General features: G+C 71.3%; 22 protein-coding genes. 9 read left to right on the forward strand and 13 right to left on the reverse strand.

The genetic code is table 11. From position 1 onward, the window contains the following. Positions 1-69 precede the first annotated feature (69 nt). Positions 70-1,101 carry an adenosine deaminase gene (locus tag ACZ5ID_RS11650; RefSeq protein ID WP_468896265.1) on the forward strand — a complete coding sequence of 344 codons (1,032 nt, stop codon included), beginning with the start codon at positions 70-72 and terminating at the stop codon, positions 1,099-1,101. A 20-nt stretch (positions 1,102-1,121) separates the two neighbouring features. After that, complete coding sequence (locus ACZ5ID_RS11655; protein WP_468896268.1) at positions 1,122-1,808, forward strand: glycerophosphodiester phosphodiesterase; 687 nt, start codon at positions 1,122-1,124, stop codon at positions 1,806-1,808. 31 nt (positions 1,809-1,839) lie between these two features. On the opposite strand, the gene ACZ5ID_RS11660 is transcribed toward ACZ5ID_RS11655, so the two are convergent. The 3 genes from ACZ5ID_RS11660 to ACZ5ID_RS11670 form a co-directional block, all read right to left on the reverse strand. Continuing rightward, positions 1,840-2,370: a hypothetical protein gene (locus tag ACZ5ID_RS11660; RefSeq protein WP_468896271.1), complete on the reverse strand. Its 531-nt coding sequence runs from the start codon at positions 2,368-2,370 to the stop codon at positions 1,840-1,842. 65 nt (positions 2,371-2,435) lie between these two features. Beyond that, the gene (locus tag ACZ5ID_RS11665) at positions 2,436-3,599 is read right to left on the reverse strand and encodes a polyamine ABC transporter substrate-binding protein (RefSeq protein ID WP_468896918.1); all 1,164 of its coding nucleotides are present in this window, start codon (positions 3,597-3,599) and stop codon (positions 2,436-2,438) included. Positions 3,600-3,786: 187 nt separating this feature from the next. Next, entirely contained in the window at positions 3,787-5,229 is a 1,443-nt protein-coding gene (locus ACZ5ID_RS11670) for a gamma-aminobutyraldehyde dehydrogenase (protein ID WP_468896274.1), read from the reverse strand. 181 nt (positions 5,230-5,410) lie between these two features. Between ACZ5ID_RS11670 and ACZ5ID_RS11675 the strand changes: the two genes are divergently transcribed. The 6 genes from ACZ5ID_RS11675 (at position 5,411) to ACZ5ID_RS11700 (ending at position 11,580) form a co-directional block, all read left to right on the forward strand. Continuing rightward, positions 5,411-5,902, forward strand: a complete 492-nt coding sequence (locus ACZ5ID_RS11675; RefSeq protein WP_190091075.1) for an Lrp/AsnC family transcriptional regulator — start codon at positions 5,411-5,413, stop codon at positions 5,900-5,902. Further along, entirely contained in the window at positions 5,887-7,266 is a 1,380-nt protein-coding gene (locus tag ACZ5ID_RS11680) for an aspartate aminotransferase family protein (protein WP_468896277.1), read from the forward strand. Before ACZ5ID_RS11675 ends, ACZ5ID_RS11680 begins: the two co-directional genes overlap by 16 nt. A gap of 213 nt (positions 7,267-7,479) precedes the next feature. After that, entirely contained in the window at positions 7,480-8,217 is a 738-nt protein-coding gene (locus ACZ5ID_RS11685; RefSeq protein ID WP_468896280.1) for an ABC transporter ATP-binding protein, read from the forward strand. Beyond that, a complete protein-coding gene (locus ACZ5ID_RS11690) occupies positions 8,199-9,350 on the forward strand; it encodes a hypothetical protein (protein ID WP_468896283.1) in 1,152 nt (383 codons plus the stop codon). The genes ACZ5ID_RS11685 and ACZ5ID_RS11690 overlap by 19 nt, the downstream gene beginning before the upstream one ends. Before the next feature lie 59 nt (positions 9,351-9,409). Then, a complete protein-coding gene (locus tag ACZ5ID_RS11695) occupies positions 9,410-10,531 on the forward strand; it encodes an LOG family protein (protein WP_468896284.1) in 1,122 nt (373 codons plus the stop codon). 128 nt (positions 10,532-10,659) lie between these two features. Beyond that, on the forward strand, positions 10,660-11,580 hold the full coding sequence (locus tag ACZ5ID_RS11700) for a DMT family protein (protein WP_468896287.1): 921 nt from the start codon (positions 10,660-10,662) through the stop codon (positions 11,578-11,580). A 464-nt stretch (positions 11,581-12,044) separates the two neighbouring features. Here the strand turns inward: ACZ5ID_RS11700 and ACZ5ID_RS11705 are convergent, their stop codons facing one another. From ACZ5ID_RS11705 to rpsB, 9 genes are all read right to left on the reverse strand, one after another. Continuing rightward, on the reverse strand, positions 12,045-13,067 hold the full coding sequence (locus tag ACZ5ID_RS11705) for an ABC transporter ATP-binding protein (RefSeq protein ID WP_468896289.1): 1,023 nt from the start codon (positions 13,065-13,067) through the stop codon (positions 12,045-12,047). Then, positions 13,067-14,677 carry an ABC transporter permease gene (locus tag ACZ5ID_RS11710; protein WP_468896920.1) on the reverse strand — a complete coding sequence of 537 codons (1,611 nt, stop codon included), beginning with the start codon at positions 14,675-14,677 and terminating at the stop codon, positions 13,067-13,069. The genes ACZ5ID_RS11705 and ACZ5ID_RS11710 overlap by 1 nt, the downstream gene beginning before the upstream one ends. 53 nt (positions 14,678-14,730) lie before the next feature. Further along, positions 14,731-15,828 carry a thiamine ABC transporter substrate-binding protein gene (locus tag ACZ5ID_RS11715; RefSeq protein WP_468896292.1) on the reverse strand — a complete coding sequence of 366 codons (1,098 nt, stop codon included), beginning with the start codon at positions 15,826-15,828 and terminating at the stop codon, positions 14,731-14,733. Between the two features lie 234 nt (positions 15,829-16,062). Then, on the reverse strand, positions 16,063-17,169 hold the full coding sequence (gene rlmN, locus ACZ5ID_RS11720; protein ID WP_344074899.1) for a dual-specificity RNA methyltransferase RlmN: 1,107 nt from the start codon (positions 17,167-17,169) through the stop codon (positions 16,063-16,065). A 103-nt stretch (positions 17,170-17,272) separates the two neighbouring features. Beyond that, positions 17,273-18,394, reverse strand: coding sequence for a phosphatidate cytidylyltransferase (locus ACZ5ID_RS11725; protein ID WP_468896294.1), 1,122 nt, complete (start codon positions 18,392-18,394; stop codon positions 17,273-17,275). Then, complete coding sequence (gene frr, locus ACZ5ID_RS11730) at positions 18,394-18,951, reverse strand: ribosome recycling factor (RefSeq protein ID WP_365107124.1); 558 nt, start codon at positions 18,949-18,951, stop codon at positions 18,394-18,396. Before frr ends, ACZ5ID_RS11725 begins: the two co-directional genes overlap by 1 nt. 118 nt (positions 18,952-19,069) lie before the next feature. After that, positions 19,070-19,849 carry a UMP kinase gene (pyrH, locus tag ACZ5ID_RS11735; RefSeq protein WP_358836273.1) on the reverse strand — a complete coding sequence of 260 codons (780 nt, stop codon included), beginning with the start codon at positions 19,847-19,849 and terminating at the stop codon, positions 19,070-19,072. A 159-nt stretch (positions 19,850-20,008) separates the two neighbouring features. After that, on the reverse strand, positions 20,009-20,845 hold the full coding sequence (gene tsf, locus ACZ5ID_RS11740; RefSeq protein ID WP_358836274.1) for a translation elongation factor Ts: 837 nt from the start codon (positions 20,843-20,845) through the stop codon (positions 20,009-20,011). 119 nt (positions 20,846-20,964) lie between these two features. Beyond that, positions 20,965-21,891, reverse strand: coding sequence for a 30S ribosomal protein S2 (gene rpsB, locus ACZ5ID_RS11745; RefSeq protein WP_468896297.1), 927 nt, complete (start codon positions 21,889-21,891; stop codon positions 20,965-20,967). A 611-nt stretch (positions 21,892-22,502) separates the two neighbouring features. Here rpsB and ACZ5ID_RS11750 point away from each other — a divergent pair. Continuing rightward, the gene (locus tag ACZ5ID_RS11750) at positions 22,503-23,012 is read left to right on the forward strand and encodes a murein hydrolase activator EnvC family protein (RefSeq protein WP_468896923.1); all 510 of its coding nucleotides are present in this window, start codon (positions 22,503-22,505) and stop codon (positions 23,010-23,012) included. Positions 23,013-23,065: 53 nt separating this feature from the next. On the opposite strand, the gene ACZ5ID_RS11755 is transcribed toward ACZ5ID_RS11750, so the two are convergent. Then, a complete protein-coding gene (locus ACZ5ID_RS11755; protein ID WP_468896925.1) occupies positions 23,066-23,623 on the reverse strand; it encodes a TetR/AcrR family transcriptional regulator in 558 nt (185 codons plus the stop codon). Positions 23,624-23,705 lie beyond the last annotated feature (82 nt).

Consider the following 23,705-nt stretch of genomic DNA (forward strand, 5'->3'; position numbering starts at 1 on the left):
GATCCGGGCGACACCCCCGGCCTAACATGATCCCCGACGAGCGAAGCCGACAGCCGCGGAGGAAGAACCATGACCGATCTGCACCCGTTCATCGCGGGGCTGCCCAAGGCGGAGCTCCATGTGCACCACGTCGGCTCGGCCTCCCCCCGTATCGTCGCCGAACTCGCCGCCCACCACCCGGACTCCAAGGTCCCCACCGACCCCGAGGCGCTCGCGGACTACTTCACGTTCACCGACTTCGCGCACTTCATCGAGGTCTACCTCTCGGTCGTCGACCTGATCCGCACCCCCGAGGATGTGCGGCTTCTCACGTACGAGGTCGCCCGCGACATGGCCCGGCAGAACATCCGGTACGCAGAGCTGACCATCACCCCCTTCTCCTCCACCCGCCGCGGCATCGACGAGCGCGCCTTCATGGACGCGATCGAGGACGCCCGCAAGGCGGCCGAGAAGGAGCTCGGCACGGTCCTGCGCTGGTGCTTCGACATCCCGGGCGAGGCCGGTCTGGAGGCGGCGGCCGAGACGGCCCGGCTCGCCACCGCCGACTCCATCCGTCCCGAGGGCCTGGTCTCCTTCGGCCTCGGCGGCCCCGAGATCGGCGTACCGCGCCCGCAGTTCAAGCCCTACTTCGACCGGGCCATCGCCGCCGGGCTGCACTCGGTACCGCACTCGGGCGAGTCCACCGGCCCCCAGTCCATCTGGGACGCCCTGCGCGACCTGCGCGCCGAGCGCATCGGCCACGGCACCAGCGCCACCCAGGACCGCGACCTCCTCCAGCACCTCGCCGACCACCGGATCGCCCTGGAGGTCTGCCCGACCTCCAACCTGGCGACCCGGGTCGTCACGGACATCGAGCGGCACCCGATAAGGGAGATGGTCCAGGCGGGCGTGCTGGTCACGGTCAACAGCGACGACCCGCCGATGTTCGGCAGCGACCTCAACAACGAGTACGCGGTCGCCGCCCGTCTGCTGGAGCTGGACGAGCGCGGCGTGGCCGGCCTGGCCAGGAACGCCGTCGAGGCGTCCTTCCTGGACGAGGCGGGCAAGGCGCGGCTCACGGCCGAGATCGACGACTACACCACTCGGTGGCTCGCGCGGTAGCGCCCGACCACAATGGGCCCATGCGCACCGTGACTGCCGTGGCCCACCGCGGCGACCCCTACCGCGTCCGCGAGAACACGCTCCCGTCGATCCACTCGGCGCTGGAACGGGGCGCGGACGTGGTCGAGATCGATGTACGGCTCACCCGCGACGGCGTCCCCGTACTGCTCCACGACGCCACCCTGGAGCGGCTGTGGGGCCATGACCGTCCGCTGTCCTCCCTGGTGTACGAGGACGTGCGCGAGCTGACCCACTCCGGTGTGCCCACGCTGCGCGCCGCGCTGGCGGCGGCGGGCGCGCACCGGCTGATGATCGATCTGCCGGGTGCGACCGAGGCGGCGGTGCGCGCGGTGGTCGCGACGGTGCGGGAGTGCGGCGCGGCCGACCGCGTCGCCTACTGCGCGGGCGCGGCCACCATGCTGAAGGTCCGCGCCGCCGACCCGTCCGCCGAGATCTCCCTCACCTGGACGACACTGGCCCCGCCGCGCCCCGAGCTGATCGGCGCGGTCGGACCGCGGTCGCTCAACTACCGCTTCGGGCTGATGAGTGCGGAGCTGGCGGCGCGGATCCACCGGGACGGGATGCTGGTGTCGGTGTGGACGGCGGACACCCGGCGGACGATGCGGCGGCTGATCGGGCAGGGCGTGGACACGATCACCACCAACCGGCTGGACGCGCTGCGCGCGGTCCTGGCCGAGGACGGCTGACGGCACGGCGGCACGGGCGCGGGGGCGCGGGTCACGCCGGTGCCGGCGCCCCCGGGACGGCCGGTGCCATGAGCGCCTCCAGCTCCTTGATCCGGCGGCGTACGACGTAGAGCGGGATCACCCCGAACACCCCGAACGACATGTCGATCACCGACCACCAGAAGGGGATCCCGCGCACGGGTCCGCAGATCAGTGCCAGCGGGATGATCCCGGCGCAGGCGATCATCCCGAACTCGATCACCCAGATGTTGCGCACCGGATCGCGGTAGGGCCCGTAGAAGGCGACGGCGATGACGAGGTGGGCGAAGGCCAGCCAGTCCGTTCCGTAGAGGACGAAGGGGTAGTTCGCGTCGGTCGCGTCGAGCCCTTCGCGCACCCGGTCGATCCAGCCCGCGAGGCCCGGGAACCAGTCCCCGAGCGGTGTGGACCGCAGCAGGTCCTGCGTCCAGCGCAATTCGTGCACCAGCGGGAACGCGGTGAGTCCGCTCAGTACGAGGCCGACGATGAAGACCGCCAGCCACAGGCGTATGCGCCGCACGAGGACAGCTCTTGGCTCGCTCATGATCGCAGCCTACGCCTCGGTTTGAACGCGTTCAAACCTGCCCCGGCCCGCCGGGAGAGGGCCGTCTACAGCCCCACGATCGCGTTCCACCGCTTCGCGAACTCCACCCGCTCCTCCGATGCGATGTCCCGGGCGATCGCCAGCCGTGCGCGCATGCGGGCGTCCGGGAAGACCAGCGGGTCCTCGGCGAGTTCGGCGCGCTCCTTGTCCTTGGAGGCCGCCAGTACCTCGCGGGCGGCCGGGACCGGGCAGACGTAGTTGACCCAGACCGCGAGCTCCGCGGCCACCTCGGGGTCGTAGTAGTGGTCGATCAGCGCTTCGGCGTTGGCCTTGTGGCGGGCCAGGTTGGGGATCATCATCGACTCGGCCCACAGCTCGGCACCCTCCTCGGGCACCACGAACTCGATGTCGGGGTTGTCCGCCTGGAGCTGGATCACGTCGCCCGAGTACGCCTGGCAGGCCAGCACATCGCCGGTGGAGAGGTCCTTGATGTAGTCGTTGCCGGTGAAGCGGCGTATCTGCTTGTTGTGCACCTGCTTCTCGACCCGGTCGCACATCCGGTGGAAGTCGTCCGCCGTCCACCGCGTCACATCGACGCCGTCGCCCTGCATCAGCAGCGCGAACGACTCGTCGAGCCCGGACAGCAACGTCACCCGGCCCGCCAGGCGCGGGTCCCACAGGTCGCCGGTGTGCTTGATCTCGCGGCCGAGCTTCTTCCTGTTGTACGCGATGCCGGTGATCCCGGACTGCCAGGGCACGCTGTGCAGCCGCCCCTTGTCGAAGCCGGGCGCGGTCAGCTGCGGGTCCAGGTACCGGGCGACGTTCGGCTGGCGGGAGCGGTCCATCTGCTGCACCCAGCCGAGCCGGACGAAGCGCGCGGCCATCCAGTCGCTGACGACGACGATGTCCCGGCCGGTCGTCTGATGGTTCATCAGGGCCGGGCTGATCTTCCCGAAGAACTCGTCGTTGTCGTTGATCTCCTCGGTGTACGCGACGGAGATCCCGGTGCGCCGGGTGAAGGCGTCGAGGGTGGGCCGCCTCGCCTTGTCGTGCTCGTCGGTGTCGATGTACAGCGGCCAGTTGGCGAAGGTGAGCCGGTGTTCGGCGGCCGAGCGGTCCGGCGCTCCGCGCTCACCGGGGGCGACGTACGCCGCGGGCACTCCGCAGCCCGCGAGCGCGGTCGCCGCGGCGCCGCCGCCGAGCGCGCGCAGCAGCCGGCGGCGGGACAGGGAGTTCAAGGGGGTCGCTCGCACCCCGGAAGGATGCCGGGGCGCCGGCGCACGGGGCAATGGACGGTGCGTACAGCCGTGCGGGGCGGGGCCGACAACCTGTCGACCGGTAAACGGCCCCCTACGCACCTGTGGTGCGGCGCCCGGTCCGGCGCCGCACCACAAGTGGCTTGTCCACGGGGGGAGATCAGCCCTCGTACGACGTCATCACGTGCTTGATACGGGTGTAGTCCTCGAAGCCGTAGGCCGAGAGGTCCTTGCCGTAGCCGGACTTCTTGAAGCCGCCGTGCGGCATCTCCGCGACCAGCGGGATGTGCGTGTTGATCCAGACGCAGCCGAAGTCGAGGTACTTCGACATGCGCATCGCGCGGCCGTGGTCCTTCGTCCAGACCGAGGAAGCCAGGGCGTACTCGACGCCGTTGGCGTACTCCAGGGCCTGCTTCTCGTCCGTGAAGGACTGGACGGTGATGACCGGGCCGAAGACCTCGTTCTGGATGATCTCGTCGTCCTGCTGAAGGCCGGAGACGACGGTCGGGGCGTAGAAGTAGCCCTTGTCGCCCACGCGGTGGCCGCCCGCCTCCACCTTGGCGTGCGCCGGGAGGCGGTCGATGAAGCCGGTGACCTGCTTCAGCTGGTTGGCGTTGTTGAGCGGGCCGTACAGCACGTCCTCGTCGTCCGGCTGACCGGTCTTCGTGTCGGCGGCGGCCTTGGCGAGGGCGGTCACGAACTCGTCGTGGATGGACTCGTGGACCAGGACGCGGGTGGCGGCGGTGCAGTCCTGGCCGGCGTTGAAGTAGCCCGCGACCGCGATGTCCTCGACGGCCTTGGCGATGTCGGCGTCCTCGAAGACGACGACCGGGGCCTTGCCGCCGAGCTCCAGGTGGACGCGCTTGACGTCCTTGGCCGCCGACTCCGCGACCTGCATGCCGGCCCGTACCGAACCGGTGATGGAGGCCATCGCCGGGGTGGGGTGCTCGACCATCGCGCGGCCGGTGTCGCGGTCGCCGCAGATGACGTTGAAGACGCCCTTGGGGACGATCGCACCGATGATCTCGGCGATCAGGACGGTGGAGGCGGGGGTGGTGTCCGAGGGCTTGAGGACGACCGTGTTGCCCGCGGCGAGCGCCGGGGCGAACTTCCACACGGCCATCATCATCGGGTAGTTCCACGGCGCTACCTGGGCGCAGACGCCCACCGGCTCGCGCCGGACGATCGAGGTCATGCCCTCCATGTACTCGCCGGCCGAGCGGCCCTCCAGCAGCCGCGCGGCGCCCGCGAAGAAGCGGATCTGGTCCACCATCGGCGGGACCTCCTCGCTGGCGGTGAGCGCGAGCGGCTTGCCGGTGTTCTCCGACTCGGCCGCGACGAGCTCATCGGCGCGCTCCTCGAAGGCGTCCGCGATCTTCAGCAGGACCTTCTGGCGCTCGGCCGGGGTGGTGTCGCGCCAGGCCGGGAAGGCCGCGGCGGCGGCGGCCATGGCGGCGTCGACGTCCGCCTGGCCGGAGAGCGGCGAGGTGGCGTACGCCTCGCCCGTGGCCGGGTTGACCACCTCGATGGTCCGCCCGTCGGCGGCGTCCCGGAACTCTCCGTCGATGTAGTTGCGCAGACGACGCAGTTCGGTGGTGGTCACGTAGGTCCTGCCTCCCGGTCCGATGTCCGATGGGTGAGACAACCCACCTTAGTCGGTGAAGTGTCGCTTTCGACAGACCCGCCGCCCGGCAACTTCGGATTCAGTGCTTCCACGGTCACGGAACAACGAATTTCATCGCTTTGGGGTTGCGGGACAGACGAGTCGCGTGCACAGTGGCTTCGTGGCCAGTCGAAGCGCAGACCCCAGGACGGGAAACGGATCGTCCCCGTCGATCGATGCCGTGTCCCTGGCGATCATCGAGCAGCTCCAGGAGGACGGGCGCCGCCCGTACGCCGCGATCGGCAAGGCCGTGGGCCTGTCCGAGGCGGCCGTGCGCCAGCGCGTGCAGAAACTCCTGGACCAGGGCGTGATGCAGATCGTCGCCGTCACCGACCCCCTCACCGTGGGGTTCCGGCGCCAGGCGATGGTCGGCATCAACGTCGAGGGCGACCTCGACCCCGTCGCGGAGGCCCTGACGGCCATGGCCGAGTGCGAGTACGTGGTGATGACCGCGGGCTCCTTCGACCTCATGGTGGAGGTCGTCTGCGAGGACGACGACCACCTGCTGGACGTCATCAACAAGCGGATCCGCGCCCTCCCCGGCGTGCGCTCCACCGAGAGCTTCGTCTACCTCAAGTTGAAGAAGCAGACCTATATGTGGGGAACCCGATAGCCGTGAGCAAGGACCTGAGCCAGACCGCCTACGACCACCTGTGGATGCACTTCACCCGCATGTCGTCGTACGAGAACGCGCCCGTTCCCACCATCGTGCGGGGCGAGGGCACCTACATCTTCGACGACAAGGGCAAGAAGTACCTCGACGGTCTCTCCGGCCTGTTCGTCGTCAACGCCGGCCACGGCCGCCACGAGCTCGCCGAGACCGCCTACAAGCAGGCGCAGGAGCTGGCCTTCTTCCCGGTGTGGTCCTACGCCCACCCCAAGGCCGTCGAGCTCGCCGAGCGCCTGGCGAACTACGCCCCGGGCGACCTCAACAAGGTCTTCTTCACCACCGGCGGCGGCGAGGCCGTCGAGACCGCGTGGAAGCTGGCCAAGCAGTACCACAAGCTCACCGGCAACCACACGAAGTACAAGGTCATCTCGCGTGCGGTCGCCTACCACGGCACCCCGCAGGGCGCGCTGTCCATCACCGGTCTGCCCGCGCTGAAGGCTCCCTTCGAGCCGCTGGTCCCCGGCGCGCACAAGGTGCCGAACACCAACATCTACCGCGCCTCGATACATCAGGACGACCCGGAGGCCTTCGGCCGCTGGGCCGCCGACCAGATCGAGCAGGAGATCCTCTTCGAGGGCCCCGACACGGTCGCCGCGGTCTTCCTGGAGCCCGTGCAGAACGCGGGCGGCTGCTTCCCGCCGCCGCCCGGCTACTTCCAGCGGGTCCGCGAGATCTGCGACAAGTACGACGTGCTGCTCGTCTCCGACGAGGTCATCTGCGCCTTCGGCCGCCTGGGCACGATGTTCGCCTGCGACAAGTTCGACTACGTACCGGACATGATCACCTGCGCCAAGGGCATGACCTCGGGCTACTCCCCGATCGGCGCCTGCATCATCTCCGACAAGCTCGCGGAGCCCTTCTACAAGGGCGACAACACCTTCCTGCACGGCTACACCTTCGGCGGCCACCCGGTCTCCGCGGCCGTGGGCCTGGCCAACCTCGACATCTTCGAGCGCGAGGGCCTCAACCAGCACGTGCTGGACAACGAGGGCGCCTTCTTCGACACCCTCAAGAAGCTCCACGACCTGCCGATAGTCGGCGACGTCCGCGGCAACGGCTTCTTCTACGGCATCGAGCTGGTGAAGGACAAGCACACCAAGGAGTCCTTCAACGACGAGGAGACCGAGCGCGTCCTGTACGGCTTCCTCTCCAAGGCGCTCTTCGAGAACGGCCTGTACTGCCGCGCCGACGACCGGGGCGACCCGGTGGTCCAGCTGGCCCCGCCGCTCATCTCCGACCAGGGGACCTTCGACGAGATCGAGGGCGTCCTGCGGCAGGTCCTCACCGAGGCCTGGACGAAGCTGTAGCCGTCCCCGGAGCGGTCGTGCCCGGACCGCCCCGGCGATTCGTCTGAACGCACCGGCCCGGTGGCCCCCATCCGAGTGAGATGGGCGCCACGGGGCCGCGTGCTGTCGGGACCGGCGCGCCCGAGTCCCTAGCGTGCCCAGTGACCGATCGGCCCTGCCTTCGTTCCCCCGTACGGGGGAGCAGGCAATCTGATCTGAACCGAGGTGTACGCCATGGTGGCCCCGCCGGACAACGATGTGCTCTGGGGACGTTCCCTGCACCACTCCCACGGTGGCTCGCCCGCCCTGACCGGGGTCTCCCTCGGGATCCGCGAGGGAGAGATCCTGGCCGTCCAGGGCCCGCGCGGCAGCGGCAAGACGACCCTGCTGCGCGCCCTGTCCGGCCAGCTCGTGCCCGACCAGGGCGAGGTGTGGTTCAACAGCGCCCCCGTCCACACCATGGGAGCGCTCTCGCGCGAACGGCTGCGGCGGGACCGCTTCGGCTGGATCGACCCGGAACCGACCCTGGTGCCCGAGCTGAACGCCTGGGAGAACGCGGCGCTGCCGCTGCTGCTGCGCGGCATCTCGCACCGCACCGCCAAGAAGGCCGCCATGGAGTGGCTGGAGCGGCTCGACATCGGCGCCTGCGCGCGGCGCCGCCCGCACGCCCTGCCCACCACCCAGCGCCAGCGCGTGGCGATCGCCCGCGCCCTGGTCACCTCCCCCGCCGTGCTCTTCGCGGACGAGCCGACCGCCACCCTGCACCGCGCCGAGGGCGCCCAGGTGCTGCGGACCCTGACGGCCGCGGCCCGCTCGCACGGCATCACCACGGTCCTGGCCACGCACGACGCGGAGATCGCCGCCCACGCCGACCGCGCGGTGTGGCTGCTCGACGGCCGCCGGGTGACCGCGGCCGGGCCCGCCGGCGCCCCCGACCCGGAGGGCCGCGCCGCGTGCTCGCTCTCCGCCTAGCCCGGGGCACCCACCCGCTGGTCCTGCTGCGCCGCCTGCTGGTGGCCGCGGCCTCCGCGGGCGTCGGTTTCCTGCTCCTGTGCACCCTGGGGTACGCGGCGGCCCACCCCGGCGGCTCGGTGCTGCGGCTGCTGTGGTGCGCGGTGCCGCTCGCCGCCACCGTCCACTTCGCGGTCGCCGTGGCCCGTACGGACCCCAGCACCCGCCCCCGCCCCGGGCTCTCCGCGGTGGGCCTGGGCCCCGGACGGCTCACCGCCATCGCGGCGGCCTCGACGGCCGTGTCCTGCACCCTCGGCTCCACGGTCGCGCTCCTGGTCTGTCTGCACCTGCGCGGCGACATCACCGGGCTGCCCTTCGACGGCGCCGCGGCCGGACTGCTCGGCGCGGACCGGCCGCTGCCCCTGGCCGCCGCCCTCACCCTGCTCAGCGTGCTGCCGCTCACTGCGTCGGCGGCGGCCGGGCTCGCCCTGCGCCCGCGCAGAGAGGCGCCGGGCCCGCGCGGCACGGAGCGGCCCCCCGCCTCCGTCCCGGCGGGGCTGCCCTGGGGCATCACCCTGATCACGGCGGGCCTGGCGGCCGAGACGTTTCTGAGCCGGGGCACCCCCGGCGGCGCGATCCCCATGCCCGGCCATCCCGACAGCAGTCCCGCCGGAGTGCTGGCCGGCTGGGTCCTGACGGCCCTGGGCCTCGCCGTCGCGGGCCCGGCCCTGACCCATCTGTGCGGCCGGCTGCTCCAGACCGCGCGCCCCGGGGCGGCCCGGCTGCTCGCGGGACGGGTCCTGATGGAGGAGGCCCGCCGCATCGGGCGCCCGCTGGGCGTGGTGTGCGCGGTGGTCTCGGCCACGATCGCCGCCGCCTCGCTGTACGGCGACGAGGCGGGCCCGCACCCCTTCGGCCCGCTCACGGGCCTGGGCGCCGCGCTGGTGACGAGCTGCACGGTGGCGACGCTGCTGACGGCGGCCCTGGAGTCCAGGCACGTCCACGGCGACACCACCGAGGCGCTGCTGCGCCTGGGCGCCCCGGCCCGGCTGCTGCGCACCGCGGCGGCTCTGCGCGCGGCGGGCATCGTGGCCCTGTTCGGCCCGGTGACCTGGGGCATCGCGGAGCTCGCGGCGCTGCCCCTGGCCGGCTGAGCCGGACCGGCCGGACACCCGGCCGGTCCGCCGCTCCCCGTACGTTCTAGGGTGGCCCGATGGCCAGTGAAGACTTTCAGCGGGTGCCGGACGCGCGGGACCGGGAAATCGAGTCCGTCGCCGAGTTCGACGAGGTGGTCGCGCGCGGCACCCTGGCCGGATACCGCCTGCAGTCCCTCGATCTGACGGGCCGTACGTCCGCGCTGCTGTCGGCCGACACCGCGGGCGCCGTCTTCCTCGGCTGCCGGATGGCGCCGGACGCCACCACCAAGGTCCGGGCCGACGGGGCGCTGGTCTTCCCGCCCGTACCGGATCTGCCGTTCGACCCGTACCGGGGTCTGCTCTACACCCCCGACGAACTGTTCGAGGACCTCGACAGCGGTTACGAGCACACGCCGGACGCCCGCTCGTACGCCTGGTTCCAGCGCACCAAGTCGGACGGCGATGTCTTCGCGTCCATGCTCCGCTCCATCCACGACGACTCCGTCTCGGACGCGCTCGACGAAGTCCTGGCCGGGACGCGGGTGGTGGGCGTGATGGGCGGGCACGCGATGGGCCGGGGCGGCGACGCGTACGCCGGGGCGGCCCGGCTGGGGCGCACCCTGGCCCGGGCCGGGTTCACCGTGGCGACCGGGGGCGGGCCGGGCGCGATGGAGGCGGCCAACCTGGGCGCGTACCTGGCGCCGTTCGCGGACGCCGTGCTCGGCGAGGCGCTGGAACTGCTCGCCAAGGCACCCTCGTTCACACCGTCCGTCTCGGACTGGGCGCGGGCCGCCTTCGAGGTGCGCGGGCGCCACCCCCGGGGCGGGCTGTCGGTCGGCATCCCCACCTGGTTCTACGGCCATGAACCGCCCAACGCGTTCGCCGGCCACATCGCCAAGTACTTCGCCAACGCCACCCGCGAGGACGGTCTCCTGGCCCGCTCCAACGCGGGCGTGGTGTTCCTGCCGGGCGCCGCCGGGACCGTACAGGAGATCTTCGACAACGCGACCCCCAACTACTACGGGTCGCGGGGCGGGCCGACGCCGATGGTGCTGGTGGACCGGGAGCACTGGACGCGGCACCTGCCGGCCTGGCCGCTGCTCCAGGCGCTCGCCGAGGGCCGCCCGATGGCCGCGCGGATCGCGCTGGTGGACTCGGTGGACGAGGCGGCGGGGGAACTGGCCCGGCTGTCGGCCTGAGCGGCCCCGCCGCGGATACGGCATAGATCACACCAGGCAACGCGGGGCGGCTCCGGCACGTCTGCCGCTGGGAAGCACGGGGAGCGGACCACGTCCCGCTCCCCCCACATCGGTGAACGGAGCTCCGGGTGCTGCTCGGCCTACTGACCGCGATCGCGGCCTCGATCTGTTACGGCACGGGCTCGGTCCTGCAAGCTGTGGGATCCGTCAAGTCCGCGCGCCGCGAGGCGGCGGAGACGGCCCGTACCCAGCACGGGGGCCCCAGTCTGTCCTCGACCGCCAAGGCAGCGATGACCTGGGAGTTCATGGTCGGCACTGTGCTGGACTTCGTGGGCTTCGCCCTGGGCGCGCTGGCGGCCCGCCTCCTGCCGCTCTTCCTCTCGCAGACGGTCATCAGCGCGAACCTGGTGATCACGGCGGTCCTGAGCGTGCGGCTGCTGGGCCTGCGGCTGAACCGGGCGGAGTGGGGCTCCATAGCGGTGGTCTGCTCGGCCCTGGTGCTGCTGGCCACGGCGGCGGGCGCGGAGGGCGGCGGCCACACGTCCCTGGCCACGCACTGGTGGCTGCTGGTGGTGTCGGTGCTGCTGATGGCGGGCGGGGCGGTGGCGGTACGTCTGCTGGGCGCCCGGGCGGCGATCGTGGCGGGTCTGCTGTCGGGGCTGGGCTTCGGCGCGCTCGGCGTCGGCGTCCGCGTCCTGAACGGCGTCGACCCCTTCGACCTCGGCCGCCTCCTCTCGGACCCCGCGCTCTACGCGATCGCGGTGGCCGGGGCGGGCGGGATGTATCTGCACACGGTGGCGCTCCAGATCGGCTCGGTCAACGGGGCGACGGCGGCGCTGGTGGTCGGCGAGACGGTCCTGCCCGGCGCGATCGGCGTGCTGTGGCTCGGCGACGCGTCACGGGCGGGGCTGGGGTGGCTGGCGGTGGCGGGGTTTGTGCTGGCGGTCGGGGGGGCGGTGGGGGTGGCGTGGTTCGGGGCGGAGAGCGAGGCGGGGTCCCGGGGGGAGGACTCCCCCACCCCGCCCCTTCCCGAAACCCTCCGGGGGTGAGGGGGCTCTCGGGGCGCGGTTTCGTCTGCGGGCGGGTGGGGGCTGGTCGCGCGGTTCCCCGCGCCCCTGGGGGGTAACTCCGGGAGGTGAGCGGGTTCTCCGGGCGCCGTTTCGTCCGCGCGCCGGTGGGGGCTGGTCGCGCAGTTCCCCGCGCCCCTGGGGCAACTCCGGGAGGTGAGCGGGTTCTCCGGGCGCCGTTTCGTCCGCAGGCCGGTGGGGGCTGGTCGCGCAGTTCCCCGCGCCCCTGGGGCAACTCCGGGGGCGGCAAAATCAGCCTCTCCGGCGTTTGAGGAGCGGGGTCCGGGGCGGAGCCCCGCAGCCCAACCCACCCGTGACCCGGGTCCGGGGCGGAGCCCCGCGGCGGGGTGCAGGGGCCGCAGGCCCCGCCAGGGGGGCCGGGGCCTAGCCCCCGGGAGAAACCCCCCACCCACCCCCGGAGGGTTTAGGGAAGGGGCGGGGAGGGGCTATTCACCCCCCAGTACCACCGTCTCCGCCCCCACGAACCCCACCCCCACCAACTCCCCCACCCCCGGCGCCCCCCGCACCCCGCACTCCGCCTCCAGCGGCGGCCCGGACCGTGGCCGCAGCCGCAGCGCCACATGGCCGCCCCGGAACGTACGCGACTCCACCTCGCAGCTCAGGCCCTGCTCCGCCGGGAGCAGCAGAACACCCGCGGGCCGCACCAGCAGCCGTACCGCACCCTGCGCCGACCCGGCCGGCACCGCCACCTTCCCCCACTCCGTGGACGCCACCTCGCCCGACACCGTCGCCCCCACCACGTTCTCGAAGCCGAGGAAGCGCGCCACGAACTCCGAGGCGGGCCGCTGCCAGACCTCCAGCGGCGTACCGCTCTGCGCGATGCGCCCGTCGCGCATCACCACCACCCGGTCCGCGAGCGCGAACGCCTCCCCCTGGTCGTGCGTGACGGCCAGCACGGTCGTCCCCAACCGCCCGAACAGCGACCGCAGTTCGACGACGAGCCGTTCCCGCAGCGTACGGTCGAGCTGGCCGAGCGGCTCGTCGAGCATCAGCAGGCGGGGCTCGGGGGCCAGCGCCCGGGCGAGGGCGACGCGCTGCTGCTCGCCGCCGGAGAGCGATCCGACCGCCCGCCGCCCCGCGCCCGGCAGCCCCACGAGCTCCAGCAGCTCCGCCACCCGCTCGGCCCGCCGCCCGCGCGGCACCCCGCGCATACGCAGCCCGAAGGCCACGTTCCCGGCCACGTCCCGCTGCGGGAACAGCTGGTGGTCCTGGAACATCAGGCCCAGCCCCCGCCGGTGCACCGGCACCCCGGCCTGGTCCGCGCCGCCGAGCAGTACCCGCCCCGCGTCGGCGGGCTGCAGACCCGCCACCACCCGCAGCAGCGTGGACTTGCCGCTGCCGCTGGGCCCGAGCACGCACACCGTCTCGTGGTCGGCGACCTCCAGGTCGACCGCGTCGAGCGCGGCCCGCTCGCCGAACCGGACCGTCACCCCGTCGAGCTTCAGCATCAGAATTCTCCGGTCCGGTCCGTACGGACACGTTCGAGGAGCAGCAGGGACACCGCGCACACCACCATCAGGATCGTGCTGAGCGCCATCGCCTGGCCGTAGTTGAGGTCCCCGGCCCGGCCCAGCAACCGGGCCACCGCGACCGGGAGGGTGGGCCGGTCGGGGCGGGCGATGAAGACGGTCGCGCCGAACTCGCCGAGGGAGACCGCGAAGGCGAATCCGGCCGCGATCAGCAGCGCCCGCCGCACCAGCGGCAGGTCCACCTCCCGCCACACCCGCCACGGGGACGCGCCGAGCACGGCCGCCGCCTCGCGCAGCCGTCCGTCGACCGCGCGCAGTACGGGAAGCATGGTCCGTACGACGAACGGCACGCCGACCAGTGCCTGGGCCAGCGGTACCAGGATCCAGGAGGTGCGCAGATCCAGCGGCGGCCGGTCCAGGGTGATCAGGAAGCCGAAGCCGACGGTGACGGCGGAGACGCCGAGCGGCAGCATCAGCAGCGCGTCGAAGCCGCGGACCAGACGGCCGCCGCGCCGGGTGAGGGCCGCGGCGGCCAGGCCTCCGACCACCACGGCGATACCGGTCGCGGCCAGTGCGTACTGCACCGAGTTCCCCACCGCCTCCAGCGGCGGCACGAGGAACGTTCCGCCTTCTCCGACGGATTGCAGGGAGCGGAAGTAGCCGAAGCCGTAGCCGTCGGGGGTGTCCAGGGAGCGGGCGACGAGCACGCCGAGCGGGAGCAGGATCAGCAGGGCCACCACGGCGAGCACCGCCGCGAGCAGCGTCCACTGTCCCGCGCCGCGCGGGCGGCGGGCGGTGTGCGCGGGGTCGACGAGCTTCAGTGCGCTCTCGCGCCGCCGTACGGTCCAGGCGTGCACGGCGAGCACCGCGCCGACCGCGGCGAACTGGACGAGGGTGAGGACGGCGGCGGTGGGCAGGTCGAGGAGGTCGGCGGTCTGGCGGTAGATCTCCACTTCGAGGGTGGAGAAGGTGGGGCCGCCGAGGATCTGGACGACGCCGAAGGACGTGAAGGTGAAGAGGAAGACCATGAGGGCGGCGGCGGCGACGGCGGGTCCGAGGGCGGGCAGGGTCACCGTGCGCCACGCCGCGAGCCGGGAGGCGCCGAGGACCCGGGCGGCTTCCTCCTGGCGCGGGTCGAGCTGGGCCCAGAGGCCGCCGACGGTGCGGACGACGACGGCGTAGTTGAAGAAGACGTGGGCGAGCAGGATCGCCCACACCGTGGTGTCCAGCCGTACGCCCCACAGTTCGTCGAGGAGTCCGCCGCGGCCGAGCAGGGCGAGGAAGGCGGTGCCGACGACGACGGTGGGCAGCACGAAGGGGACGGTGACGACGGCCCGCAGCAGGTGCCGGCCGGGGAAGTCCAGGCGCGCGAAGACGTACGCGCCGGGCAGCGCGATCAGCAGGGTGAGCGCGGTGGAGGCGAGCGCCTGCCAGGTGGTGAACCACAGCACGTGCCCGATGTCCGGCTCGGTGATCACCTCGGTGATCCGGCCGAGCTGCCAGACGCCGTCGACGCGCAGCCCGCGGCCGACGATCGCGGCCACGGGCCAGGCGAAGAAGAGCCCGAAGAACGCGAGCGGCAGGGCCATCAGGCCGAGCCGCACCGCGTTCGCGCGCACCTTCGCCGCCCGGGGCGTGCGGCTTACTTCAGCACGAGCGAGGACCACGTCTTGACCCACTGCTCACGGTTCTTGGCGATCTTCTCCGGAGCGACGTCGTGCGTCTCGGTGACCTTGGCGCCGAACCTGGTGAACAGCTCGGGCAGCTTGGCGTCCGGGAGGACCGGGTTCACGAACATGGTGAGCGGCATGTCCTCCTGGAACTTCTTGGAGATCAGGAAGTCGAGGAGGGCCTTGCCGCCCGCCTCGTTCCGGGCGCCCTTGAGCAGTCCGGCGAACTCGGTCTGGCGGAAGCAGGTGCCGGTGGCGACGCCCGTGGGGGCGTCGGTGGGCTGCGGCTTGGCGTAGAGGACCTCGACGGGCGGGCTGGAGGCGTAGGAGACGACCAGCGGGCGGTCGCCCTTGGCCTTCCTGCCGCCGGCCGAGCCGGAGAAGTCCTGGTTGTAGGCCTGCTCCCAGCCGTCGACGACCTTGACGCCGTTGGCCTTGAGCTTCTTCCAGTAGTCCTGCCAGCCCTCATCGCCGTACTGCGCGGCGCTGCCGAGCAGGAAGCCGAGGCCGGGCGAGGAGGTCGCGGCGTTCTCGGTGACCAGCAGGTCCTTGTACTCGGGCTTGATCAGGTCGGCGAACGAGCTCGGCGGGGTGAGCTTCTTGTCCGCGAAGTACTTCTTGTCGTAGTTGACGCAGATGTCGCCGGTGTCGATCGGCGTGACCCGGTGCCGTTCCTTGTCGAGCTGGACGGCCGCGGGGACGGCGGCCAGGCCCTTCGCCTCGTACGGGGTGAAGATCCCGTGGTCGAGGGCGCGGGAGAGCAGGGTGTTGTCGACGCCGAAGAACACGTCGCCGCGCGGGGAGCCCTTGGTGAGGATCTCCTGGTTGAGGGCCGCGCCCGCGTCGCCGCTCTTGAGGACCTTGACCGTGTAGCCGGTCCGGGCGGTGAACTCCTTGAGCACCGCGTCGGAGGCGGCGAACGAGTCGTGGCTGACCAGCGTGACGGTCTTGGACTTGGTGGCACCGTCGGCCTTGGGGCTGTCGTCGTCCTTGCCGCCGCACGCGGCGAGCGCGCTGACCCCGAGGGCCGCGGCGAGCGCGGTGGCCGCCATCTTCTTCGTACTGCGCATGGTGGTGATTCCTCCTGGAGTGACCAGGAAGAGACGCGGCCCTGCCCGCCGGGCGGCGGCGAGCAGGGCGCAACAGCTTGAGTGATGACCGAACTTCCTACCCAGAATGACCTGGGCGAGGTTCAGAGGGTCTGCGACCTGACGGCGTCGCACTCTCAGCGCTGTGGCGCTCCCCTGTCGGAATACAGATGTCGAGCTATGCGGATGTCGAATTATGCGGATGTCGCGCTCAGACTACCGCTCGGACGCCGCGAGCTGTCCGCACGCTCCGTCGATCTCCTGGCCACGGGTGTCCCGGACGGTGACGGGCACCCCGTGGGCCGCGATGGCCTCGACGAACGCCTTCTCGTCCTCGGGGCGCGAGGCGGTCCACTTCGAGCCCGGCGTCGGGTTGAGCGGGATCAGGTTGACGTGGACCCGCTTGCCCTTGAGGAGGCGTCCCAGCAGGTCACCGCGCCACGCCTGGTCGTTGATGTCGCGGATCAGTGCGTACTCGATCGAGATGCGGCGGCCGGACTTCTCCGCGTACTCCCACGCCGCGTCCAGGACCTCGCGGACCTTCCAGCGGGTGTTGACGGGCACCAGCGTGTCGCGCAGCTCGTCGTCCGGGGCGTGCAGCGAGACGGCGAGACGGCACTTGAAGCCCTCGTCGGCGAAGCGCAGCATCGCGGGGACGAGGCCGACGGTGGAGACGGTGATGCCGCGCTGGGACAGGCCCAGGCCGTCGGGCTCGGGGTCGGTGAGCCGGCGGATGGCCCCGACGACCCGCTTGTAGTTGGCGAGCGGCTCGCCCATGCCCATGAAGACGATGTTCGACAGCCGGGCGGGGCCGCCGGGGACCTCGCCGTCGCGAAGCGCGCGCATGCCGTCGACGATCTGGTGCACGATCTCCGCGGTCGACAGATTGCGGTCCAGGCCCGCCTGGCCGGTCGCGCAGAACGGGCAGTTCATACCGCAGCCGGCCTGCGAGGAGATGCACATGGTCACCCGGTCGGGGTAGCGCATCAGGACCGACTCCACCAGCGTCCCGTCGTGCAGGCGCCACAGCGTCTTGCGGGTGGTGTCGTCGTCGCACGAGATGTGCCGCACGACCGACATCAGGTCCGGCAGCAGCTCCTCCTGGAGGCGGGTGCGCGCCGCGGCGGGGATGTCCGTCCACTGGGCCGGGTCGTGCGCGTACCGCGCGAAGTAGTGCTGCGAGAGCTGCTTGGCGCGGAACGGCTTCTCGCCGATCGCGGCGACAGCCTCTTTCCGCTCGGCGGGCGAGAGGTCGGCGAGGTGCCGCGGCGGCTTCTTGGCTCCGCGGGGGGCGACGAAAGTGAGTTCTCCGGGCTTCGGCATGGTTCCTCAAGTGTCTCAGACATACGGAAAGGGGCCCGCCGTCCTGTGGACAACGAGCCCCCGACCGAGGAAAGCGCAGGTCAGAGCCTACCCTGCGGACCTTTCAGCTGCCGACGAAGGCGACGAGCAGCAGCCACACCACCGGCGCCGTCGGCAGCAGCGAGTCCAGCCGGTCCATGATTCCGCCGTGGCCCGGCAGCAGCGTGCCCATGTCCTTGATGCCGAGATCCCGCTTGATCATCGACTCGCCGAGGTCGCCGAGCGTGGCGCTCGCCGCGACCGCGAGACCCAGCAGCAGGCCCTGCCACCACTGGCCGTCGTCGATGAGGAACTGCATGCACACCGCGCCCGCCGCCATCGCGAACGTCACCGCGCCCACCAGACCCTCACGGGTCTTTCCGGGGCTGATGCGCGGCGCCAGCTTCGTCTTGCCGAAGCGCCAGCCGATCGCGTACGCCCCGGTGTCGCTGACCACGGTCAGCAGCAGGAAGACGAAGACCCGCCACGGCCCGTCGTCGGCGCTCAGCATCATCGCCACGAACGTCGCCAGGAACGGCACGTAGAACGCGGCGAAGACACCGGCGGTGACGTCCCTGAGGTAGCCCTCGGGCTTCTCCGTCATCCGCCAGACCAGCACCGCGAGCGAGGTGAGTGCCATCGCCACCCAGGCGCCCTCGGCACCGCGCGCGTAGCCGGCGACGACCATCGCCGCGCCGCCCACCGCGAGCGGCACCAGCGGCACCTTGATGTCCTTGCGCTCGTCCAGCCGGGAGGCGAGCTCCCACAGGCCGACGACGACCGCCACCGCGATCACTCCGACGAAGACTGCCTTGACGACGAACAGCGACGCCAGGATCACCGCGCCGAGCCCGACGCCGACCCCTATCGCGGCCCGCAGATCGCGCCCCGCCCGCTTCTTCTCCGGCTGCGCGGGCCGCTGCGGCTGCGGCGGAGTCGAAGGTGGTACCGAGCTGGGCATGGGCTCCTGCGGCGTCTCTTCGCGGAACAGGGGGCCGCTCACCCGAGCGGTCCCCCGGTCACGTTCTTCGCTGACCACGGCGTCTGTGCCCACGCCGTCGGTCACTACGGGCATGGGCTGTGTCCGGGACGGGGCGTCATACGCATCGTAGGCAGCCCCCGCCGAAGGCACCTCCTGGGAAGGCCCCTGGACGGGTGGCCCCCAGTGCTCGGGTCGCGGCGGAGCCCCCCAGGAAGAGTCGTTCATCAGACCTCTAGCAGCTCTGCTTCCTTGTGCTTGAGCAGCTCGTCCACCTGCGAGACGTACTTCGCGGTGGTGTCGTCGAGCTCCTTCTCCGCACGGCGGACCTCGTCCTCGCCGGACTCCTTGTCCTTGACCAGCTTGTCGAGGGCGTCCTTGGCCTTGCGGCGCACGGAACGGATCGACACCTTGGAGTCCTCGGCCTTGGTCCGGGCGACCTTGATGTAGTCCCGGCGGCGCTCCTCCGTCAGCTCCGGGAACGTCACCCGGATGATGGAGCCGTCATTGCTCGGGTTGACGCCCAGATCGGAGTCGCGGATCGCCTGCTCGATGTTGCGCAGCGCGCTCTTGTCGAACGGGGTCACCACGGCCATACGCGGCTCGGGCACCGAGAACGAGGCCAGCTGGTTGATCGGCGTCAGCGCACCGTAGTAGTCCGCCACGATCTTGTTGAACATCGCCGGGTGCGCACGGCCGGTGCGAATCGCGGCGAAGTCCTCCTTGGCGACCACGACGGCCTTCTCCATCTTCTCCTCGGCTTCGAGGAGGATTTCTTCGATCACCACTTGCTCCTGCATGTCTTGAGTGGGCCGGGAGTCGTGTCGGGTGCTCGACGGCCCTGCGTAACCCGCGTCTTTCCCTGCACGGTGTCCGACCGTCAGGGGATTGTCCATCCCCCGGTCAGGCCCGGGTGCCCTGGTCGCTCACGAGCGTGCCGATCTTCTCACCCTTGACCGCGCGCGCGATATTGCCCGCGGTGAGCAGTTCGAAGACCAGGATGGGGAGGTTGTTGTCGCGGCAGAGGGTGATGGCCGTCATGTCCGCCACCTTCAGGTCGCGGGTGATGACCTCGCCGTACTCCAGCGCGTCGAACTTCACGGCGTCCGGGTTGACGCGGGGGTCGGAGTCGTAGACCCCGTCCACCCCGTTCTTGCCCATCAGCATGGCCTCGGCGTCGATCTCCAGGGCACGCTGGGCGGCCGTCGTGTCGGTGGAGAAGTACGGCATGCCCATGCCCGCGCCGAAGATCACGACGCGGCCCTTCTCCAGGTGGCGCACGGCACGCAGCGGGATGTACGGCTCCGCGACCTGGCCCATCGTGATGGCGGTCTGGACCCGGGAGTCGATGCCCTCCTTCTCCAGGAAGTCCTGGAGCGCGAGGCAGTTCATGACCGTGCCGAGCATGCCCATGTAGTCGGAACGGGCCCGGTCCATGCCGCGCTGCTGGAGCTCGGCCCCGCGGAAGAAGTTGCCGCCGCCGATGACGACGGCGATCTGCGCCCCGTCCCGTACGACGTTGGCGATCTCACGGGCGATGGCGTGCACGACGTCGGGGTCCACGCCGAGACCCCCTCCGCCCGCGAACGCCTCACCGGAGAGCTTCAGCATGAAGCGCCCGGTCACCTTGCCGTCGTCGCGCTTGTGGTCAGCCTGAGTGGCGGCGTCCGCGCCCTGATTCATGGGGATCTCCTCGTACACATACGAAGAAGGCCATTGCCGGTGGGTGCTGTGTCCCTGAGCGGCAATGGCCTCCTCGTCAGATCTGCGGTCGTCCGTCGCGAGCGCGGCCGACGACTGCCTCAGACCCTAGCGGGGTCTTCCGTCGATCGCTGGACGGACTCAGATGCCGACCTTGATACGCGTGAAGCGCTTCAGGGTGACACCGGCCTCGTCCAGAACCTTCTGGACCGACTTCTTGTTGTCGAGCGCGTACGGCTGGCCAAGGAGCGTGGCGTCCTTGAAGAAGCCGTTGACGCGACCCTCGACGATCTTCGGGAGCGCGGCCTCGGGCTTGCCCTCGGCGCGCGTGGTCTCCTCGGCGACACGACGCTCGGTCTCGACGACCTCGGCCGGGACGTCCTCGCGCGACAGCCACTTCGGGGCGAACGCGGCGATGTGCTGCGCGATGCCCTTGGCGACGTCGGCGTCGGCCTTGTCCAGCTCGACCAGGACACCGATCTGCGGCGGCAGGTCGGGCATGGTGCGGTGCATGTACGCGAAGACGAAACCGTCCGCGTACTGCGCGAAGCGGTCCAGGACGATCTTCTCGCCGAGGTTGGCGTTGGCCTCGTCGACGTACGCCTGGACGGTCTTGCCGGCCTCGATCTCGGAGGCGAGCAGCGCGTCCAGGTCGGCCGGGGAGGTCTTGGCGACGTGCGCGGCCAGCGCGGCGGCGGTGGCCTGGAACTTCTCGCCCTTGGCGACGAAGTCCGTCTCGCACTTCAGCTCGAGGAGCACACCGGAGGTGTTGTCCTCGGCGATGAGGGAGACGACCGCGCCGTTCTCGGCGGAACGGCCCTCGCGCTTGGCGACGCCCTTCTGGCCCTTGATACGCAGCGCCTCGACGGCCTTGTCGACGTTGCCGTCGGCCTCGTCCAGCGCCTTCTTGCAGTCCATCATGCCGGCGCCGGTGAGCTCGCGGAGCTTCTTGACGTCAGCGGCGGTGTAGTTCGCCATGAGTCTGGGTTTCTCTCTCGAAGTCTGACTCGAAGTCTGAAAGATCTACGGGGCTACGGGGTGACGGCGGGGGCACAGCCTGTGCCCCCGCCGTCACCGCCGAAGCGAGGACCCGAAGGTCAGGCCTGCTCGGCGTCCGCGGCCGGCGCCTCGGCGGCCGGAGCCTCCGCAGCGGCCTCGGCCGGCTTCTCGGCCTCGGCGGCCGACGCCTCGGCGGCAGCGGCCTCGGGGGCGGCAGCCTCGGCGGACTCCTCGGAGTCAGCCTTCTTGTCACCCTCGAGCAGGTCGCGCTCCCACTCGGCGAGGGGCTCGCCGGCGGCCTTCTCGCCCGGCTTGGAGTCGCCGGTGGCGGCGCCGGAACGGGCGATGAGGCCCTCGGCGACGGCGTCGGCGATCACGCGGGTGAGCAGGGTGACGGAGCGGATCGCGTCGTCGTTGCCCGGAATCTTGTAGTCGACCTCGTCGGGGTCGCAGTTCGTGTCGAGGATCGCGACGACCGGGATGTGGAGCTTGCGCGCCTCACCGACGGCGATGTGCTCCTTCTTGGTGTCGACGATCCAGACGGCGCTGGGAACCTTCGACATCTCACGGATACCACCGAGGGTCTTCTCCAGCTTGGCCTTCTCACGCGAGAGGACCAGGAGCTCCTTCTTGGTGAGACCCGAGGCCGCGACGTCCTCGAAGTCGATCTGCTCGAGCTCCTTGAGGCGCTGCAGACGCTTGTAGACGGTGGAGAAGTTGGTCAGCATGCCGCCGAGCCAGCGCTGGTTGACGTAGGGCATGCCCACGCGCGTCGCCTGCTCGGCGATCGCCTCCTGCGCCTGCTTCTTGGTGCCGACGAACATGATGGAGCCGCCGTGCGCGACGGTCTCCTTGACGAACTCGTAGGCGCGGTCGATGTACGACAGCGACTGGAGCAGGTCGATGATGTAGATGCCGTTGCGCTCAGTGAAGATGAAGCGCTTCATCTTCGGGTTCCAGCGACGGGTCTGGTGACCGAAGTGGACGCCGCTCTCCAGCAGCTCCCGCATCGTGACGACGGCCATGGCCGTACTCCTTGAGGTACTCGGTTATCGCGACCGCCGGGCGGCTGCCGCGCCTGACGCCCCGGTGCGCCGTGCCCCGCACCGGACTGAACAGGTGAGGGACCGAGAGGCGCGGCCGATGGTCTGGACCACCGGCGGGGCGTGCGAAGTCGACCCGGTCACCCGGATCGCCACAAGAAGTGTACGGGACCCTCACCGTGCCGGGTGACGCCGCTGTCCACAACGGACCGGTTGTCCACAGCCCAGGCCCATGATCACCGCGAATCGCCCGGCTTCGCCATGCTCTCCCCATGGAACTGAAGCGGCTGGAACTCGCCCGGAGGGGAATCGCGCGGAGGGGATTGATGCGGAGGGGGCTGGTGCGGAGGGGGCTGGTGCGGAGGGGCCTGATGCGAACGGAACCCGTGCCGGCGGCATTCGTGCCGTCGGAACTCGTGCCACGGGAACTCGTGCGGCGCGCGTTACGGCTGGAGGCGGGGCTGGGGCGCGGCCTGGCCGGGTTGGGAGCGGCAGGGGTGATGGGAGTGGTGGGGGTGGTTGGGGTGGTTGGGGTGGTGCCGTTGGTGACGGCTGGGCCGATATCGGTACGGGTACGGGCAGCGCCCGTGGGGATGACGAACGGGCGGCCGACAGCGGCGATCGGAGGAGTGTGGCCGGTCCCGGGGCAGCCGGTGGTCGTACGGGGCTGGGCCCCGCCGACCACGCCGTACGGCCCCGGCCACCGCGGCGTGGACCTGGCCGCGCCCCCCGGGACGGAGATCCGGGCGGTCACGGAAGGCCGGGTGACGTTCGCGGGCCCGGTCGCGGACAAGGGCGTCCTGACGATCACCCTGAACGGCTCGGGCAGCCCCCCGCTGCGCACCACGTACGAGCCGGTCCACCCCCTGGTCCGCACCGGCGAGCACGTCCTCCCCGGCCAGCCCGTCGCCACCGTGGAGGCGGGACCGCGCCACTGCGGGGAGGTGGGGTGCGTGCACTGGGGGCTGAAACGGGGGGATGAGTATGTGAACCCGCTCGCGCTGGTGCGTGGGGGGCATTCGCGGCTGCTGCCGGTGGTCGGGGTGGCCGTGGACGGGGATGTTGTGGAGGTGGGGACGGATTTGGGGGTGGAGACGGGCTGAGGGGTGGGGTGGGGTGGGGTGGGGGGAGGGGGGGAGAGGGGAGGCCCCCAGGATCAGCCGGCCACGCCTCGTAGCGCCATCGCCACCGCCGCCTCCGTGACCGCTGTCGGGTCTTCCGCCGCGCCCAGCTCGATGCGGCGGACCGCGGCGTCGACCACGCCCTGGAGGAGGGTCGCGGCCAGGCGGGGCTGGGTGTGGCCGAGGTCGCCCAGGGCTTCGACGATCATGGCGATGAGGCCGCCGTGGGCGGCGCGGATCTTCTCGCGGGCGCCGGCGTCCAGCTCGCTGGCGGAGATGGCGACGACGGCACGGTGGCGCTGGTCCCCGACGAGTTCCAGTTGGCGGCGTACGTACGCCTCGACCTTCTCCCCGGGGCTGCCCGCCCGCCGCATCGCGGCCTCGATGTCGGCGGCCCACTGCGGGAAGTCGACGGAGCAGAGTTCTTCGACGACGGCGGCCCGGGAGCGGAAGTACTCGTACACGGAGGACCGGGCGAGACCGGTGCGCTCGGCCAGGGCGGGGAAGGTCAGGGCTTCGGTGCCGCCCTGGGACAGGAGGGAGCGTGCGGCGTCCAGCAGGGCGGCGCGCTGCATGGCGCGGTGCTCGGCCACTGAGGCCGCTCGAATCCTTGGCACCGCTCCACTGTAAGGCTGGGCCGGTGATCCGCGGAGGGTCGATTCGCCGGGGTGGTGC

Source organism: Streptomyces sp. NPDC031670, from assembly GCF_055580545.1.